Here is a 17,807-nt window from a genome sequence, read left to right on the forward strand (position 1 = left end):
TTCAGCGGCGGAAATAGTCTTCGACGTTGGTGAAGGCGCGCAGACCCTCGGGCGTGGCGTTGCGGATGGGGTCTTCCTCGCCGGTCACCGGGCCTCGCCACGCGGTCGCGCGCAGCGGCGTCACGCTCCATTGCGTGCGCGGGTCGAGAACGTGGGGCACGTTGGCGATGACCACGATGACGTCCATCTCGGCGCGCAGGATCACGCTGCGGCCCGAGGCGAAGGGCCCCACGTCCGGCACGATGGCACCGTCCGCCGCTATCCGCGCACCCTTGAACAGGTTCACGCAAGGATGAACGTCGCGGCGGCCAAGGCCGTGCTTGGCGGCCCCGAGCAGAAACCGGTCGCGCCCGCTGGGAAAGGCGCCGCTGTTGCGGCCTTCACCGTACCTTGCGGCGTTCGTGGCGGGGTTCGAGGTTCCGCAGAACGTGTCATGCGTGCCGGCGTCATCTTCCAGGATGCTGAACAGCACCCGGCCCATATCGGACAGCAGCAATTTCCCCGCGCCAAGGTAGGCGTTCCACTGGACCTTCACCGTGTCTGCGACGTTGAGCCGCTCGGTCGGCATCTCGGCGTTGAACACCAGCAGCGAGGCGCAGGCGTCTCCATCCAGATCAATCAGGCGCAGGCGTGATCCGCGCGAAAGCCGCCGCGTGGCATAGCCGCCTGCCGCGATGGTCTCTTCCCACACGAGGTCGGCTGCCGCAACATCGCCGGGCAGGTCGTCCGCCACCGGGGGAAGCACCGGCATGCTCTGGACGACGGTGCCGCCCTGCGCCCGCGCATGGTCGCGCGCGGCAAGCGGATCGGCCAGGGTCTGGGTCATGAATGCGCTCCGATGCTGGAATTGTCGTCGCCGCTCGTGTCGTAAAGCGGCGGCAGAAGGGACGTCGTGGTGACTAGCTCCAGCTGTTGCACCCCGCGTACCCGGCGGATGGCGTCGCACAGTTCCTTCAGCCTTGCTGCCGGCCCCTGCACGAGAAGAACTTCAAGCGATTGATCGTCCTCCAACACGACATGCTGGGAAGAGATCACTTCCTTCAGATAACCGGCCTGCGTCTGCGAAAGCTGGTGACGCACCCGCCCGCGCTCGCTGCGGTAGACCAGGGTGATGGTGCCGGCGAACATCTCCTCCGGATGCATGAGCGAGCCGTGTTCCGTCAGCGCGTGGCGGATCAGCTCGGCGATGAGCTGGGACCGTGACGGCAGACCGCGTTCCGCCACCATGAGGTCCAGCTGTCTGAAGAGATCTGCCGGGAGGCTCATGCTGAGCCGTGCCAGGCCGGAGGAATCTGAGCCCATGCCCACCTTCCTTTCAGTTATTACTATTTACGTCAATCGTAATAATATCGGCGTGATCGATTTCTTCTGCAGGGCGCTCGCGCATGGGCAGGTCGTAGACGACCGTGGCGCCGAAGCGATGCGGCGCGTGCGGATCGTGGCGGCGTTTGTCCAGCGCCAGGACGCGGGTTCCCAGCGTGAATGCCTCGCGTATGTCATGCGTCACCATGACGATCGTCAGCCCCTGTTCGCGCCACAGGCGGCGGATCAGCGTGTGCATGTCCGCGCGGATGCCGGGGTCGAGAGCGCCGAATGGTTCGTCCAGCAGAAGGATGCGCGGTCGCTTCACCAGCGCCTGTGCGATCGCCAGGCGCTGCTGCATCCCGCCCGACATCTGCGCCGGATACAGGTGAAGACTGTGCCCGAGGCCTACCGCCGTCAGCATTTCCCTCGCCGTATCCTCGGCGGCGCGACGGGCACTGCCGAACAGGCGGCCAAGCACCGGCGCCTGCTCGCACTCCATGCCCAGAACGGTGTTGCGCAGCGCGGTGAGGTGCGGGAACACCGAATAGCGCTGGAACACCACGCCCCGGTCCGGGCCGCATTCGGGTTTGAGCGGCGCCCCGTCGATCAGGATCCTGCCCTGGCTCGGTCCCTCCTGCCCCAGGATCAGGCGCAGGAAACTGCTCTTGCCCGCACCCGAAGGACCGACGACGGAAACGAAGGACCCTTCCTCAATGTCGAGGTTCAGCTTCTCGATGATGATCCGGTCGCCATATTCGACCCAGACGTCGCGAAAGCTCAGCAAGGTGCTCAATGGCTTTCTCCATGCGCCCAGGGGAACAGTCGCCGGCTGAGGACGGTCAGCGCCAGGTCCATCAGGATGGCGAGCAGCGCGATCCAGGCGACATAGGGCAGGATCACATCCATCGAGAGATAGCGACGGACCAGGAAGATGCGGTAGCCGAGGCCCACATCCGAAGCGATCGCCTCGGCCGAAATGAGGAACACCCAGGCCGGACCCAGCGCCAGGCGGATCGCGTGAAGCAGGCGCGGCATGGCTTGTGGCAGGGCAACGCGGATCATTACTTGCCAGCTGTTCGCGCCCAGCGTCAGCGCCTTGATGATCTGCTCACGCGGGAGGGTGCCGACATGAGCGGCGATGTCGCGGATCATGACCGGCGCGATGCCCACCACGATCAGCGCGACCTTGGCGGTTTCCCCCAGGCCGAGCGCGATGAACAGGATCGGCAGCAGAGCGATCGGCGGGATGACGGCGATGCCGGTGACCAGCGGCCCGAACGTGGCGCGCACGGGGGGCAACGCGCCCAGCGCAAGGCCCACCGTCAGCGCCATGAGCGTGGAGATGCCCAGCCCGATGCCAAGACGCTGCAGGCTTGCTAACGTATCGGCCCAGAATACCAGTTGCCCCGTCAGCTGGTCGGGCACGAACAGCAGCGCCGCCATGCTCTGCGCCATGGCGCCGGGAAGCGGCAGGATCTTGTCCATCGGGTTCGCAGCATGGCGGCTGGCCGCCATGACGATGTAGACCAGCAGCAGGAGCAGGATCGGCACCGCGCCGAGAAGCACCCGCCCCCCTCGCCCGACCTGACGATTGACCCAACGCATTGTCGTGATCCCGTGTCCGTTTTGAGAAGGTGGCCGCTCTTCAGAGCTTGCCGTCGGCCGCCATCTTCATGAAGCTGTCGTCGAAACGCAGCGTCACATGCTGTGCATCGCCCAAGGTTTTGCCGCCGGGAAACGCCATGCCCACTGCGTCAGCAGATGCCGCGCCCTTGAACAGGCCCTTGGAGAAGCTGAAATCGCGCACCCGCGTCATCGTCGTCAAAAGCGCGGGCTCATCGGTTGCAGCGACCGCCGCCTTGGGATCGGAATAGAGGTAGGTCGTGCTCAACTGACTGTCGAACGCTTCCGGACTTGCGCCGGCCAGCTTGGCCATGGCCGCCCGCGCGGCCTTCCCCTGCGCATCCTGACGCACCATCAACGCGGTCGTCTCGTACCAGATACCGGCCAGCGCCTTACCCAGGTTCGGATTGGCCTTGAGCATGGCGGTATCGACGCAGAGCAGGTCGAGGATCTCACCCGGAATGTCGGCGGAGCTGAACACGAGCCTGGCACCCGGCTGCGCCTTCATGGCGTTGAGCTGCGGGTTCCAGGCCACGGCGGCCTTCACGTCCGGGCTGGCGAAAGCGCCGACGATATCGGCGTCGCCGGTGTTTACGGTCTTCACGTCCTTCAACTGAAGACCAGCCGAATTGAGACCGCGAGCAAGCAGATAGTGCGACACCGAAAGCTCGACGAGGTTGATCGACTGCCCCTTTATCGCCTTCATATCCGCGGCGCCCTTCATGAGGATGCCGTCGTTGCCGTTCGAATAGTCGCCCACGATGATCGCGCTGGTGTCCTTGCCGCCCGCAGCAGGGATGGTCAGCGCATCCATGTTCGCAACCGTCACCCCATCAAGTTTGCCGGCGGTGAACTGGTTGACCGATTCGACGTAGTCGTTGACCTGGACAATATTGATCTTGAGCCCGTACTTGTCGGCCCACTTCTTCACGATACCCGCCTGCTGGGCGTAGGGCCAGGGCATCCACCCCGCATAGATCGACCACCCAATGTTGAATTCGGTGCGCTTGGGCGCCTCGGTCGGTCCCTGCGAACAGGCGGCGGTGGCGAGCACCCCGGCCATCATCGTGGCCTTGGCAATGCTGCGGATCGATGCGATCATGACTCGGTCCCCTTTCGCAGTGCAGCATTGCCGCAATCGGGAAGGTTGTCCAACACAAAAATATTACGCCCTACGAATTTCGTAATACCCTTTGGAACCTGGCCACTGGCCAACCTGCCGCGGTACCGCCGAGTTCAGGGAGCCGTTTCGTCCACTGCCCCGGCCTTGCGCGATCGTTTCACAGCCGCTTTCGCCTTGATCTGCCCCTTGTCGTGCAGCGGGGGAAGAAGCGCCGTGGTGGTCACCAGCTCAAGCTGATGCACCCCGCGGATCGCCCGCAGCGCATCGCACAGTTCCTTGAGCCGGGCCGCCGGCCCCTGCACCAACAGGACCTCCAGCGACTGGTCGTCCTCCAGGAAGACATGCTGCGAGGAGATCACCTCCTTGAGATATTCGGCTTGGCTCTGCGCGAGTTGCTGGCGTACCCGGCCGCGATCGCCGCGATAGACAATCGTTATGGTGCCCGCGAGCATCTCCTCGGGCCGGGTCAGCGCCTCGTGCTCGGCCAGCGCGTGGCGAATCAGTTCTGCGATCAATTGCGATCGCGAAGGCAGGCCGCGCTCCTCCACCATCATGTCCAGCTGGCGAAACAGGTCGGCAGGCAAGCTCATGCTGAGCCGGGCCAGATTGGCGGCGTCGCTGCTCACGCGGCATCCCCTTTGGCCGTTATCTCGATCCGGGTCACAATCGTGCGATACATCGCCCCCTGCCTACCGGCCGCCGCCCCATCCGTCCAGACCACGACGCCGCGGCCATGCAGCACGAGCGGGGGCCATAAACCGGATCGATGAGCGCCATCGATTTATTACCATTGTGCCGAAACGTATTATCGATACCGTTGTCGCATCGGTGCGGGCAGTTCGGGGACCATCCGTGGCACAAAATTCGACAACGAGTCCTGCGCCCGCCGCAAAGCAGCCGGCGCGGCCCTACTATCCCAACGGCAATCTTGCGTTGGGCTACAATCCTGCCGGCGTGCGCCACACTGACAGCGTGGTTCCGCTGCATCGTACGCAACCGGTGGTCCATGACTACGCAAGCGAGGGACCGGCACCCGGAAACCTCGCGTTCCGGTGGACGTACGGATCGAACGTGGCCGCCCGGAACCGCGATCCGCGCGTGCAAGTGGTGCAGTACAACGAAGACACCTTCGTCCTGCGCCAGAACGTCTGCGTCCACTGGGAAGCGCCGTTCACCTATCTGCTGTTCGGCAATGCCGGTGCCTTGCTGATCGACACCGGTGCGACAACCGATGCACGGCACTATCCCTTGCGCGAGACGGTGGACGCCATCATTACGCGCTGGTGCCAGGTGCGCGGGCGCGCTTCGCTGCCCCTGACCATTGCACTGACCTCCGGTGAGGACATCGCGCAGAACCAGGGCCTCGTGCAGTTCGCAGGCCGCGCGGACACCACCCTGGTTCCAAAACCCCTTGCAGTGATGAAGCGGTTCTACGGGCTCGATCGCAGCTGGCCCTCAGGCACCGGACGCATCGACCTGGGGGGCCGCGTGATCGAAGTGATCCCGACGCCGGGCACGCACAGGGACGGGGTCAGCTTCTACGATCCCTATTGCGATTTCCTGTTCACCGGCGACCTGCTGTTCCCCGGCAAGATCAACATCGGCAACGACCGCGATTTCCTGGCCTCGCTCGAACGCCTCCGGGACTTCGCTGCGGGAAAGCCGGTGAAATGGATACTCGGCGGGCATATCGAGATGATGTTCGTGCCGGGCAGGTACTACCCGCGCTTCGCCACCTACAAGCCCTACGAACGGGTGCTTGAAATGACGCCCGACCTCATCGACGAGGCGATCGTCCACGCCCGATCGATCATGGGCAAGGACATGATGCTGATCCGGCCAGAGTTCGTGCTGTTCAACGGCGTCAGCCCCGACCAGAAAACCAAGGTCTGGCCTGAAGGTGTCCCCAAAATCGACGCACCCCATCCGTTCTGACGCCAAGGAACTCAGGAACCCCTCGATGGATCGCCGTACGTTTCTAGCCCATAATGCCGCCATCGCCGCAGTTCCCCTGACCGGTGCGGCGCTCACGGCGACGAGCGATGCGGTGTCGGCCGCAGCCCGCCCGGCACCGATCGATTTCCGCAGTGCGGTCCCCGCCTCCGGTGCTTTCCCGAAGCGCTGGATCTGCGGCTCGTCGTCCTGCATGGACAACACCGACCCGCCCCTGCAGGTCCACTGGTACGATCCGCATACCGCCATCCTGCGCCAGAACAAGGCCTACAGCTATGAGGCCCCCTTCGCGCCCCTCTATTTCGGCAACGACCGGGTGCTATTGCTAGACGAAGGCTATGTTCAGCTGCGCAACGACTGCGACTATCGCGCTGTCGTGGATCGGTGCATCGACGAATGGTGCCGCCGCAACCGTCGCGATCCCGCCAGCCTCCAACTGATCGTCGCATTCAGCCACCTTCACGGCGATCATTATGCGGCCACGAACCAGTTCGCGGACCGCCCGAATACCCGCTGCATGGGCTTGACCCACGAAGAAATGGTCGGGTTCTGGGGCATGCGCAATTACCCTGAGGAACGTGTCACTCTGGACCTTGGAGGACGGGACATACTCATCTGGGGTTCTCCCGGCCATGTCGTGTCCGAATTCGCCTATTACGACAGCTACACCCAGATCCTGTACACAGGCGACATGTTCTACCGCGGGCGGTGCTACATCAGCTTCTGGCAGCCGTGGTTCGACAGCATGAAGCGGTTGATCGATTTCTGCGACACCCATCCCGTGACGCACGTCATGGGCTGCCACGTGGAGATCAGCAGGGAAGGTCAGGACTACCCGTACGGATTGACGTGGCAACCCGATGAAGCCCCGGTGGAGATGACGGTGGCGCAACTGCGCGAAGCGTATGCCATTGCCCAGACCATCAAGGAACCGGGCATCTACTTCACGGGAACGGTGTTCCTCTGCAACCAGACGCGGGGAACGACGACGATCGACAAAAACCTCTATCGTTACGATTGATCGGCTTCCCGGGCACCGGCTTCAGCGGTTCGACAGCAAAACTGAACGATGCCGAAATAATACTATTGACGCCAAATGTAATATCCATACCGTGTGTTCAGTCGCCTGGCAGAGCGATCATACACCGGGAGAGAAAAATTGTAGCAACAGGCCGGTCCACCGTCCTGGAGGGGAGTTTTCGATGGAACAACTGCCAGTCTCCTGCACGCATCTCTCCAGCGCCGGTCTACGTGACGAGGCCCCAGCCCTGCCCCAGGGCGGCAAGGCGGCGACGCAAAGGCTCTTTGACCTGATCCCGGCCATCTACATTGTCGCAATCGTGGCGTTTTGGGGCTTGGTGCCCAGAGAAGTGGCAGAGGCTCCGTGGACGCTGATGGCCGTGACGGCGCTCGTCACCCTCAGCGTACTGGGGCTGGAGTGGATCAACGAGCGTCATGCCGGCTGGCGCATGAACCGCCGCGAGTTCTTCACCGATCTCTTCTACGTTGCTTTGGGATCGACTGCGATCGCCTGGGCCACGACCAACCTGGCCGAAGAGCCGCTGCGGGCCTTCAAGACCGCGATTGGCCTATCGACCGACTGGGCGATGCAGATGCCTTTCGTGGTCCAAGTCGCGATGGTGATCTTCATCGTGGAGTTCGGCCAGTACTGGATGCATCGACTGATGCACAACGTCACGCCGTTCTGGCTGACGCACGCACCGCACCATCACATTACCCAACTGAACGCCGCGAAAGGGTACGTCGGCAATCCCATCGAGCTGTTCCTGATCAGCCTCAGCATTCTGGCGTTGTTCGATCTGCCCCCCGCCGCGATTTTCTGCGGGCTGAACGTACTGGGCGCGGTCTCCACCTTCGCCCATGCGAATGTCCGGGCCGATCCCCCCGCGTTCTATGCGCTGATCTTCACCACGATCCGCCACCACAGCCTTCACCATTCCACCGACTACGAAAGCACGCGCTGCAACTACGCGAACTCGCTCATCCTTCTCGACCGTATCTTCGGGACGTATCGCGAAGGAGAGGCCAGCGTGGTCGGTCAGGACGATTTGCGTCGACTGTCGATCCGGGAACAGTTGCTGTTCCCGTTCCGGCCGATCTTCGGGCGTCTCGGCGAATTTATCGGGGTGAGGCACACACGTTCCGGCCAAGTCAACTGAACACCGGGCGGATCACATCCCGAACCCGCCAGTGACAGGATCCATGACCACAGACGTACCGGCGCAACATCCGCGAAGATGACCGGTCGTCACAATGAAAAGCGGCATCCGACAGTCCGGCGCAGGCAGGCCGGGCGGCGGGCAGCCTCAAGACCAAGGACAGGGAAACACATGACACAACGCGCGAAAATGAGGGCGGCACTGCTGTCCGCGACGATCATCACAGGAACTCTGGTCTCCGCGCCCGCACTGGCGCAGAGCGCAGCCGAGGCAGAGGAGACGGGCGACGCAATCGTCGTCACCGGCACGCGGCGCGCCACCACCATCATGGATACGCCGATCAACATTTCCGCGATCGGTGCCGAAGAACTGAACCGCCAGCGCATCGACGACGTACGCGACCTTGCGGATTTCACGCCCGGTCTCACCATTTCCGACACAGGCCCCGGTTCTACCGGCTCGATCGTCCTGCGCGGCCTCAACGCCTCGGACGTGGATTCTGGCGGCTTGAACTACGATGACTCCCTTGGCATCTACCTTGGCGAAGTCCCGCTTTACTACGACTTCAAGCTTCTGGACATCGCCCGCGTCGAAACGCTGCTTGGCCCCCAGGGCACGCTCTATGGCCTGGGCACCCTGGCCGGCGCGATCCGGTACATTCCGAACCGCCCCAATGTCGACGCCTGGGAAGCAGCGGGACATGGCCGCCTGTATGCCAAGGGTCATTCGGACAACTTTGGATACCAGGCCGATGGGATGATCAACATCCCGCTGGTGCGCGATCACGTCGCCTTCCGGTCGGCAACCGGCTATTACTACGATCCCGGCTTCATCGATTATCCGTTGCTGCTCCAGAGGCCAGGCGTCTCCCTGCCGCAGCCGGGCGGCACCGACGGGGTCACGCAGCCGGAATTCGCCGCGAACCTGCGACGCGGCAAGGACCTGAACTTCGAGCACACCTTCACCACGCGCAACCAGTTGCTGCTGCAGACCACGCAGGACCTGAAGGCGATCTTCACCTATGCCTTCCAGCGTACCAGAACCGATGGCGCGCAGTCGAACAGCGCGGGGGTGATGGGTACGGGCAAGTACCAGAACGCCAGCCGCTACGAAGAACCCGTCAACCGCCGCGCTCATCTGGCGAGCATGGAACTCGATGCCAACATAGCCGACATCGTGGACCTTGTGTCGACCACCGCCTACACCAACGTGCGGACGCGTTCACAGGCTGACAACACCGACCTGCTGCTGGATCTTGATTACGACTACGAACTGTTCCCGGCATTCTCCAGCTGGAACGAAAGCGATGGTCGCCGCAAGCAGTTCAACCAGGAAATCCGGCTGGTTTCACGCCACGGCGGCCCGTTCAACTGGGTGCTGGGCGGCTTCTACAATCGCCAGAAGTATCACAACGATTATGCCGAGCACGTTCCGGGATTATCCGACTTCTATGGCGTAGCCGACAATCCGGACGACCTCGAATACGTCAGCTACACCAAGTCGAAGATCACCGAGAAGGCCGTATTCGGCGAAGGCACGCTGAAGATCACGCCGGAATGGCAGGTGACAGGCGGCGCCCGATACTTCAAGTATTCATCGGATGTGGCCGGTGCGCTGGTCCTGCCGCTGCTGGGCGACCCGCTTAGCCCTTACGACGTCGATGCCGCCGGCGGCAAGGCCAAGAAGGACGGCTGGGTGTGGAAGCTGAACACGTCCTACAACTTCACGCCCGATCTTATGGTCTATGCCACTTACAGCAAAGGCTACCGCATCGGCGGGCCAAACCGCGTTGCACCCTGCCCCGATCCCGTGCCCGCCGACCAGCAGAACGCCTGCGCTCTTCCGAACGAGGTCCAGTACGGCCCAGACAAGACGAAGAACGCCGAAATCGGCATCCGCATGCAGTTGTTCGACCGCAAGCTGGCCTTCAACTTCGACGTCTTCCATATAAAATGGGACGGGATACAGGTGGACTCCGCCACGTATTACGGCGTGACCGGGATCACCGTGAACGGCGGATCGGCCAAGTCCCAGGGGTTTGAGACCTCGTTCCAGTTCAAACCGACACCGGCGCTGACGATCCAAGGCACCTATTCCTATACCGACGCCAAGCTGACCGAGGACGTGCCAGGCATCATCACCATCCGCACCACGCCGGGCGACTATGACGGGCGACCGAAGTTCACGCAGCTGGACGCGCTTTCCGGCGATCGCCTGCCCGGTTCAGCCAAGAACTCGGGCAGCCTTGGCGCCACGTACACCGTCCCCGTCGGCGAAGGAAGCGTGAGCGCCAACTGGACGACGACCTATCGCGGCAACGTCGTGTCCCGCATCGGCTGGGACCGTGGCTATGGGGACAAGATTCCCAGCTATGTCCTCCACCGCGCCGCGCTGACTTACGAGACGGACATGTACACAGTCAGCCTCTTCGCGAACAACATCTTCGACAAGTACGCCGTGGTTTCGGTGGGACAGGATCGTTCGCGCATAGGCATCAACGACGGTGTGGCTTCGCGCTACTATCGCCGGACGGTGTTGACGCCGCGCACCGTCGGCGTCGAGGCACGGATCAAATACTGAACCATCCCGGTGCCGCCGCTCGCTCAGGCGCGCGGCGGCACTTGCGCCACTAGTCCGTGGCCAGTCCTTGCTGCGCCAGCCAGCGGCGAGCAGGTTCCAGCGCCGCCGCATAGGCTCGCCACTTGCCGACCCCGTCGCTGTTGATGGGTCGACGTACCTGCGCGGCACTGGGCGTGGCTACCGCGGCGCGGTTCTTGTGGAAATCGAGGCAAGCCGGGTCCCAGTCCAGCCCGCAATGCGCCAGCAGCCGGCGTGTCTCCCCTTCCTGATCGGCGACCAGCCCCTCGTAGGAAAGCTGAAGAACCGCGCCGGGCCAGAGCGCCCCCCACCGCTCCATCAGCCGATGGAACCGCGCGTAGTACCGTGCCGTATCCATGAGGTCGTAAGAGTAGGCGTAATAGGCCGACTGGCTGGCGAACAGGTTCTTGTAATTGCTCCAGAGGGTGTCGAGCGGCCCGCGCCGCAGGCACACCACCCGCGCATTGGGCAGGGCGCGCAGGATATGGCCGATATAGAGGAAATTGGCCGGAAGCTTGTCGGTGAAGCGGGGCTTGTTCCGTCCGCGATGGACGTTCGCCCGCGCCAGATAAGCCTCCCTCAGCGCAGCCGGATCGATGGTCCCGCTCGCCTTGACCGTTTCGGCATCGAGCACCCGGCGCGACGCGGTTGCCGCCAGCTGTTTCACTGCCAGTGGCATCGCCTGCAATTCGCCCGCAGCCTCCACGTCCGGATGCGACGAGAGGATGCGGTCCACCAGCGTCGTACCCGTGCGCGGCATGCCGACGACGAAGATCGGCGCTTCGGCGCTTATTGCCCCACCGTGTCCCGCGCCTGCCGCAAGCGGAGCCGCGTCGGCGCAAAACAGCGCTTCGAGAGCGTCGAATATCGCCTCATCCTGCGCGAAACTGTACCCAAGGGTCTCCTTATGCGACTGATTGGCAGCGGACAAATGGCGCAGCGATCCCGCCGTATCGCCGAGGTCTTCCAGTTCCTTGGCCAGCGCGTAGCGGATGCGCAGACGGTCGCCCGGCACGCCCGCCCGTTCCAAAGCCGCCTCCAGTCGCGGTACGTGATTGGCCTCGATGGTCTGCCGGCTCAGGATAGCCAGCGCGTAGTGCACCCGCGCATTTCCGGGATCGAGCGCGAGGATCGCCTCGTAATGGTGCCGGGCCTGCGCAACCTGCCCGGTAAAACCGCTCGCCGCCGCCAGATTGTAGCGATAGTCCACGTTCTGCGAATCGCCTTCCACCGCCGAGGCGAACGGCACGAGCGAGCCTTCATGATCGCCCAGCCGGGCCAGCACGCACCCGATCGTGTCGAACGTAAGCGGATCCTGAGGCCTTGCCATCATCGCGTCACGAGCGGCGGTGGCCGCCTGATCCTCCCGCCGGAGCAGGACGAGCCATTTGGCCAGTTGCGCCATATGCTCCGCCCGCCGCCCCCGCTCTACAGCGGCCTCGATCAGTGGGATCGCCTTGGCGACATGTCCACTTTCGGCGAGAGCCGTCCCCAGCATGAAATAGCCTTCGGGCCGATCCGGATCGGCTTCTATCAGCCTTTTTGCGCTGGTAATGGCTGTAGGCAGGTCTCCTCGCGCGATGGCCATGCGGATCGCCTGTTCAGGCATCGAACGTGCACGAAAGAAGAGCTTCTCGTTTCATCAGCCGAAACCCTGTTCATCGTCTACACCGACCTTCCATCAGGCTGGTAAGACAGCCCGTCGGTTTCGCAGCTCAGCTTATCATTTGTCGTTCCGCTTGTTGCGCATCGGCGGCACAGATGCAAATGACGATGGTGCAGTGCCAGGATTTATAGCCAGATGCACCCCCACAGATGACTCATAATTCTTCTGGTGCACCATGCCAAACGGATCTCCGCGCTATCATGATCAAAAAGGAAATCTGGTGCTTGTCGCATCGGAGGTGCAGGAACATCGATCTACGGGTTGTGCTCCACGGGATGATACTGGGGACTTCGATCGCCGGCATGACCCGTCTCGATGTAGAACATCCCTCCTAACAGCGGGTGTCGCAAGGCAATTTCGCAACGGCGGAAAGGTTGCGGTGAGTGCGGGGAAGCTGACAGGCCAAACTCGTCTAACACCCATTGCGCTAGATCGACAGGCTGCCACCGAATCACGCCATACGCGGACGGGATCGGCCCTGCCTCGCCCCCCGCAGCCAGAGCCCCTTGCTTGATTTGGGCCCATCAGGACCTTCGGCGTTGAAGCGGATAACCCAGTCACGCACGATCTGGAGCGTCACACCGCCAATCTTCGCCGCATCATTCCGCCTGCCCCATCCAGGATCGAGGCCATCGTCAAAAAGCCTCTGCGCCTGCTGCGCATCACCCCTACGCCGGGCAAAAACTCGCACGTTTGCCTAGAATAATCGCTTCGCATAACCAACGACGCCGCCATCGCAAGCCTCCATCGGCTCACAATGGTGGATAAAAGGTCTGCTCGCAGCAGCCCACTAAGTCAGCATCAACGCGATCTGGTATAAGCTTATCGGCCGCCGGCTATGTCCTGCCGACCCATTTCGGCCGCTTAGCTGGCAAGTGGAGATGTCTAAGTGCGGACGTTCCGCTTTTCGGCGCGCTATCGCTGAAACCGAATACTCGCGCTACGTGAATTTGCCGCGGGCATACTCGCCCCGACCGGCGCTGTATAAGAAAGGCCCGGGATCATCCCCGGCCTTTCTTCTCATTTCATACATTCTCAAACACAGGATGATCGACGAAACCTTTAGCTGCCCCCACAGGGGATGTCACGATGGGCGTTGGCAATCACCAACCATTCTGCAGCCGCGCCACTAGATCGGAGATGGGAATAAACGGCTGCCCGAAGCCCCAAGATCGATGGTGCCATCCGCGATCATTTGCGGACCCCTAGCGCAACACCGGCAAGTTGACCCAACACTGGATCCTGCAGATTGAATGAGGCGGCATACTCCTGTGCCTTGTCGCCATAGAAGCGGCCGGCAATGCTCCCTGATCCGGCGCTCCACGCTGCCCTGAACGATGCCGTGTAGGTATCGATCGCACCCGAAAAATCGTATCTGCCGATTGCAGTCGAGCCTCCGCCCGCATCGAGGCGGACGGGGGACAGGCTTGCTGCAAGCGCGCCCGTGGCAAAATTGGCAGTGAGCTCGGATCGACCGGTCAGCGACGCGAGCGACTTCTTGCCATCGTGGATGTCGCCGAAGAGCAGGCCTGCGAAATTCGCGGATCCCGTTCGAGGCATCTGATCGGGTGCAGTTGCGTTGCCGAAGCCGATGTAGCCGCTTCCCTGATCGACGAGCTTGCCTTCAAGATCCGTGCGAACCGCGGAAACCTGCATGAAGCTCGCGTAAGTCAGTTGGATGCCTTGCGTCTCTCCATCGAAGACATCCATCGTGTACTGAATTTTCCCGTCCACCGTCGCTTGCGCAGCACCATATGCGCGCATGTCGGCGGTATCCTTGTCAGGTGTTCGGTTTACCGGTCCGTAAGCGATGCCAAAGCCCAGGGGGAACCCCCGACCGCCAACTACGTAAGTCTGAGTGGCGGGGTTGTAAATGATCGCCTCGCCCAACGGATTTTCGAGCGGCTGAGCCGTGTAGGATACCTCTGCGGTGCGAAAGCGCGTCGTGCTTCGAAGGTTGGCAAGAGTATCGTCAGCATAAGTCTTCGCGATGCCGTATCCTGCAAAGGCTAGACTGAAGAACAGCCCCCCTGATCCGCCGTACATCGTTCCACCGATATCCTTGGCACCGGGACCATAAAAGCTGCCGGCAAGATTGCCTGCATATGTGTCAGCAGTGCCCGCAGTTGCAGTGAAAGTGCCGGAGAATCGGTTCTGGCCGGACGTTATCGTTCCCTTCCCCTGAAACGCACCAGGGCTCTCGACCCCCTGTATGCCGCCGCTGGGCCAGTTGAAGGAGTAGGTATTGCCGACAATACTCAGTGATCCCGCAGAGAAGTCCGCCAGCGCGGTCCCGCTGCCGCTCATCTGCAGAAGGCTGTCGGTTGCACGCGAAGTTCGAGTGCCGACAACCGAAAGGTTGTAGGAAGCGCCCCCACTTCGAGGCACGGTCGATGCCTCACTGGGCAGACCGAAGGCGAAATCGATGGATCGGAATGTATCTACGCCGGTCGGCACGTCACGCTGACGCACGAGCATCTGGCCAAGCGCGACATACTCGGGCGCGGTGGTCCACTCGGAACGCAGGCCCCAGTTCAGATCAAGCCTACTCATCGTGTTCCCGACCGTCTTCTCATATCGGGTGAGATTGGAGGTTTCGATCGCGACGTCCACAGGGGTGAAAGTCGTCGGCTCCACGTTCGCTTTCAGAACGAAGCTGTCGGAATTTGCGTCGTAGGCAAGGGAGGCGTCGTCCGCCCTCCCGCCTGACGCGGACTTGAGCCGTCCGACATCATACGTCGCATCCGAAAGGTTCGCCTCGGTCGAAAAGTGCGACGTGACGGTTGGCTTCCTGGTGGGCTGCGCTGTGACGGGAGTGGGAGTGGGAGTGGGAGTGGGTGTGGGTGTGGGGGTGGGTGGGGGTAGGCGTCGAAGTAGGCGTCGAAGTAGGCGTGGCGGTCGGTGTCGGGGTGGGCGCAGGAGTCGGTGTCGGAACCCGGGGGCACCGGCGTGCTGTTAACACCGCCGCCACCTCCGCCGCCGCAGGCCGAGAGAGTGAGGCTGAGCGCAGCCAATGAGGCCGTTGTCAGAAGCCGCGCAGTACCTGTCGTTGTCATGAACCCTATCCCCTTAAAACGCCGACGTTACGCCGAACTCGGCGACGAAGCGGCGGTAATCGTAAATCTCGATCGAGGAGCGGTTACGCTCCCATTTGAAGCGGACCAGCGGCGCGAAACGGCCTAGGTGTAATGCCCGCAATGTCGCGGCTATCGAAGCGCTGTAACGATCCTCGACACGCCGGCGCGGATACAGAAACAATCGCGCGTCGGCTTCGAGGTGGCTGTAGGCGACCGTCCCCACTATCGTTGTGCGACCCAGTTCGCGAAACAGGTAGGCGGAGGAACCGCCCATCGCCAGCGAGTAGCCCCGATCGCGTGCGGCTTCCCGGAAACCGAAGACCTGTATTCCGCCGCCAGAGCGGGCGGTGAAAGCCCGATCGACATTGGCCGAAAGCGTGAAGTCGTCGGCGGTTTGCAACGCATTGCGACGGTTGCGTACATGCGCCACGTTGCCGTCAAGGCGGACCTGCCCCCGTTTACCCACCGATCGCTGCCAGCTGATGCCGCCGCCGACCGCCGTGCTGAACAGGCTTCCCCCGTACCAGCGACGGGACGGACCGGCCGAAAAGGCCAGTTGGTTGCCGCCCCACGTGTATTGGGGCCCAGCCTGGACTGCTACGGAGATATCGTTGAAGCCGGGCTCGCGATAAAGCGTCGCATCGGTCGATGCCCTTACGAGAAGGTCGGCGCCGGGTTCGATACCCACGCGGAGATAGCCCTGTCCCTGCAGGTCAAGACCCACTCCCGACTTCGCGCGCGCGTCGTCGTCGAGTGTGAAAGCACCGATCACGGTGCCCAGGGTGTCCGATCGCGTTGCTCGGTTGATGTTGCTGTCGGGCGCCATGGCCACCTCGATCGAGCCACCCAGTGGCTTTCGCGCATTGAGCGCGCGCGAGTAGAAGCGCACGAGTTGTTCCACGGCGGAAGGCAAGCCGGCGGCCTGCGCAGCGCGCAATTCCTTGCGGGCTGCGCCCATGTTGCCGAGCATCGCCTGCATACGCGCCAGTTCCAGACGTACACGCGCAGCGCCGGGCTTGTCATCGAGGATGCGGCGAAATTCAAGCGCGGCATCGCCATAACGTTTGAGATCGTCGGCCAGCATCAGACCCAGGCGAAAGCGCGCCTCGGTGCGAACCTCCAGGTCACGGTCTTCGGTCAGCGCGCGGTAGGCCGCTTGCGCGGTGACGAAATCGCCGCGGTCACGAGCTTTGCCGGCCAGCACAAAGACTTGTGTAGCCGAGAGACTTTCAGGCGCTGAATCTGGCGCAACAAGGCCCCCACGCTCCTGCACGCCTACACTGGTCGCGATGCTCGCCAGCATCGTCCCGACCAGCAGTCGACGAATTGAAATGATACACCCCCGTTTGCGCCATGCTTACCGCATGGATTGGAACGCTGTCCAGATTTTAAGACGGTGCCACAATACCACCTGGTCGCATTTCAGGAATTTAATCCATCCCATTACCATTCGCTTCTGTTTCCGCCGCCCGGCGCTTCCCGCTCGAAAAGAACTGGTTGTTCCGTGGCCGGCCCCTACCGGTCACTCAGTGCCAAATTGCCATACCCAACGCGCGGGCTATCCATTTTCCGGCGAGTATCGAAAAAGCCGGTCTAATGGATCAGCCTTTTATCTGAGCCTGAAAGATAGATCGCATGAAAGTCAAAGGAGGCGGCGAAAGCGGTACTGTCATTCCAATCAGCGTCACCTTCAACGCAATTGGCTATCTTTGCTGCCTCGCCGGTTTATATGAGAATGCACGACAGTTTTATCGCGTTCCCCCTGGCAGGCTACACAGGTGCGCGCGCCAGGCAGTGCCGCACGCCGACGGGCGGGGATGATCTCGCCACAATCTTCGCAATGTTCTAGGCCCTCGCCAGCTGGCATCCGGGCGCGGGCGGCGCGAACCGCGTCACTTACAGTGTCATCAATCTGATCCTGCACCGCGCCATCGCGCGACCATCCACCAGCCATGTCCGTTCCATTTATTTCGTCGGCCCGAAGTGTGAACGCGGAGTGTGTGATTCAACGCCCGCTCGCCATTACCCCCGAGGTACCCGGTAAGGTGGCTCGGAGTCGTGCCCTCGTTGGCTCACCGGCAGCCTTGCTCCTGCGCGGCATTCGGCACACAGACGCCGCCGGTCATCGGCTCCCGCCTTAAAGGCGCCGAGCCTTGTCATCAAAGCCGACATAATTTGTCCCGCCTCCGGTAGAGTCAGGAAGTGGCGCGGTGTCGTGCGGCGCGCCTGTGGGGCTTGCCAGACGATCCGTTTCCACTCCCTGCTCATCGAACCGGACGTGC

Annotated in this window: 15 protein-coding genes; 4 read left to right on the forward strand and 11 right to left on the reverse strand. The window is 62.4% G+C overall.

Annotation, left to right across the window (positions count from 1 at the left end; all coding sequences use genetic code 11):
• Position 1 precedes the first annotated feature (1 nt).
• From GGR40_RS21570 to GGR40_RS21595, 6 genes are all read right to left on the reverse strand, one after another.
• The gene (locus tag GGR40_RS21570; RefSeq protein WP_429278324.1) at positions 2 to 826 is read right to left on the reverse strand and encodes an urea amidolyase associated protein UAAP1; all 825 of its coding nucleotides are present in this window, start codon (positions 824 to 826) and stop codon (positions 2 to 4) included.
• Positions 823 to 1,302, reverse strand: coding sequence for a CopG family ribbon-helix-helix protein (locus GGR40_RS21575; RefSeq protein ID WP_429278325.1), 480 nt, complete (start codon positions 1,300 to 1,302; stop codon positions 823 to 825). The genes GGR40_RS21570 and GGR40_RS21575 overlap by 4 nt, the downstream gene beginning before the upstream one ends.
• 13 nt (positions 1,303 to 1,315) lie before the next feature.
• A complete protein-coding gene (locus GGR40_RS21580; protein WP_429278326.1) occupies positions 1,316 to 2,098 on the reverse strand; it encodes an ABC transporter ATP-binding protein in 783 nt (260 codons plus the stop codon).
• Positions 2,095 to 2,910: an ABC transporter permease gene (locus GGR40_RS21585; RefSeq protein ID WP_429278327.1), complete on the reverse strand. Its 816-nt coding sequence runs from the start codon at positions 2,908 to 2,910 to the stop codon at positions 2,095 to 2,097. Before GGR40_RS21585 ends, GGR40_RS21580 begins: the two co-directional genes overlap by 4 nt.
• Positions 2,911 to 2,950: 40 nt before the next feature.
• Positions 2,951 to 4,030 (reverse strand): putative urea ABC transporter substrate-binding protein, encoded by a 1,080-nt coding sequence (locus GGR40_RS21590; RefSeq protein ID WP_429278328.1) that lies wholly within the window; start codon positions 4,028 to 4,030, stop codon positions 2,951 to 2,953.
• 134 nt (positions 4,031 to 4,164) lie between these two features.
• Positions 4,165 to 4,641, reverse strand: coding sequence for a CopG family ribbon-helix-helix protein (locus GGR40_RS21595; protein WP_429278338.1), 477 nt, complete (start codon positions 4,639 to 4,641; stop codon positions 4,165 to 4,167).
• 262 nt (positions 4,642 to 4,903) lie between these two features.
• Between GGR40_RS21595 and GGR40_RS21600 the strand changes: the two genes are divergently transcribed.
• The 4 genes from GGR40_RS21600 (at position 4,904) to GGR40_RS21615 (ending at position 10,764) form a co-directional block, all read left to right on the forward strand.
• Positions 4,904 to 5,986 carry an MBL fold metallo-hydrolase gene (locus GGR40_RS21600; RefSeq protein WP_429278329.1) on the forward strand — a complete coding sequence of 361 codons (1,083 nt, stop codon included), beginning with the start codon at positions 4,904 to 4,906 and terminating at the stop codon, positions 5,984 to 5,986.
• A 25-nt stretch (positions 5,987 to 6,011) separates the two neighbouring features.
• The gene (locus GGR40_RS21605) at positions 6,012 to 7,025 is read left to right on the forward strand and encodes an MBL fold metallo-hydrolase (RefSeq protein WP_429278330.1); all 1,014 of its coding nucleotides are present in this window, start codon (positions 6,012 to 6,014) and stop codon (positions 7,023 to 7,025) included.
• 181 nt (positions 7,026 to 7,206) lie between these two features.
• The gene (locus GGR40_RS21610) at positions 7,207 to 8,184 is read left to right on the forward strand and encodes a sterol desaturase family protein (RefSeq protein WP_429278331.1); all 978 of its coding nucleotides are present in this window, start codon (positions 7,207 to 7,209) and stop codon (positions 8,182 to 8,184) included.
• Between the two features lie 189 nt (positions 8,185 to 8,373).
• A complete protein-coding gene (locus GGR40_RS21615; RefSeq protein ID WP_429278332.1) occupies positions 8,374 to 10,764 on the forward strand; it encodes a TonB-dependent receptor in 2,391 nt (796 codons plus the stop codon).
• 49 nt (positions 10,765 to 10,813) lie between these two features.
• On the opposite strand, the gene GGR40_RS21620 is transcribed toward GGR40_RS21615, so the two are convergent.
• The 5 genes from GGR40_RS21620 to GGR40_RS21640 form a co-directional block, all read right to left on the reverse strand.
• Positions 10,814 to 12,370 carry a tetratricopeptide repeat-containing sulfotransferase family protein gene (locus GGR40_RS21620; RefSeq protein WP_429278333.1) on the reverse strand — a complete coding sequence of 519 codons (1,557 nt, stop codon included), beginning with the start codon at positions 12,368 to 12,370 and terminating at the stop codon, positions 10,814 to 10,816.
• A 529-nt stretch (positions 12,371 to 12,899) separates the two neighbouring features.
• Positions 12,900 to 13,139 carry a helix-turn-helix domain-containing protein gene (locus GGR40_RS21625; RefSeq protein WP_429278334.1) on the reverse strand — a complete coding sequence of 80 codons (240 nt, stop codon included), beginning with the start codon at positions 13,137 to 13,139 and terminating at the stop codon, positions 12,900 to 12,902.
• Between the two features lie 500 nt (positions 13,140 to 13,639).
• Positions 13,640 to 15,085: a transferrin-binding protein-like solute binding protein gene (locus GGR40_RS21630; protein WP_429278335.1), complete on the reverse strand. Its 1,446-nt coding sequence runs from the start codon at positions 15,083 to 15,085 to the stop codon at positions 13,640 to 13,642.
• 432 nt (positions 15,086 to 15,517) lie between these two features.
• Entirely contained in the window at positions 15,518 to 16,729 is a 1,212-nt protein-coding gene (locus GGR40_RS21635; protein ID WP_429278336.1) for a surface lipoprotein assembly modifier, read from the reverse strand.
• 486 nt (positions 16,730 to 17,215) lie between these two features.
• Positions 17,216 to 17,479 (reverse strand): DksA/TraR family C4-type zinc finger protein, encoded by a 264-nt coding sequence (locus tag GGR40_RS21640; RefSeq protein WP_429278337.1) that lies wholly within the window; start codon positions 17,477 to 17,479, stop codon positions 17,216 to 17,218.
• Positions 17,480 to 17,807: the final 328 nt, after the last annotated feature.

Origin of the sequence: Novosphingobium gossypii (genome assembly GCF_050433305.1) — a bacterium.
GTDB classification, from domain to species: Bacteria; Pseudomonadota; Alphaproteobacteria; order Sphingomonadales; family Sphingomonadaceae; genus Novosphingobium; species Novosphingobium gossypii.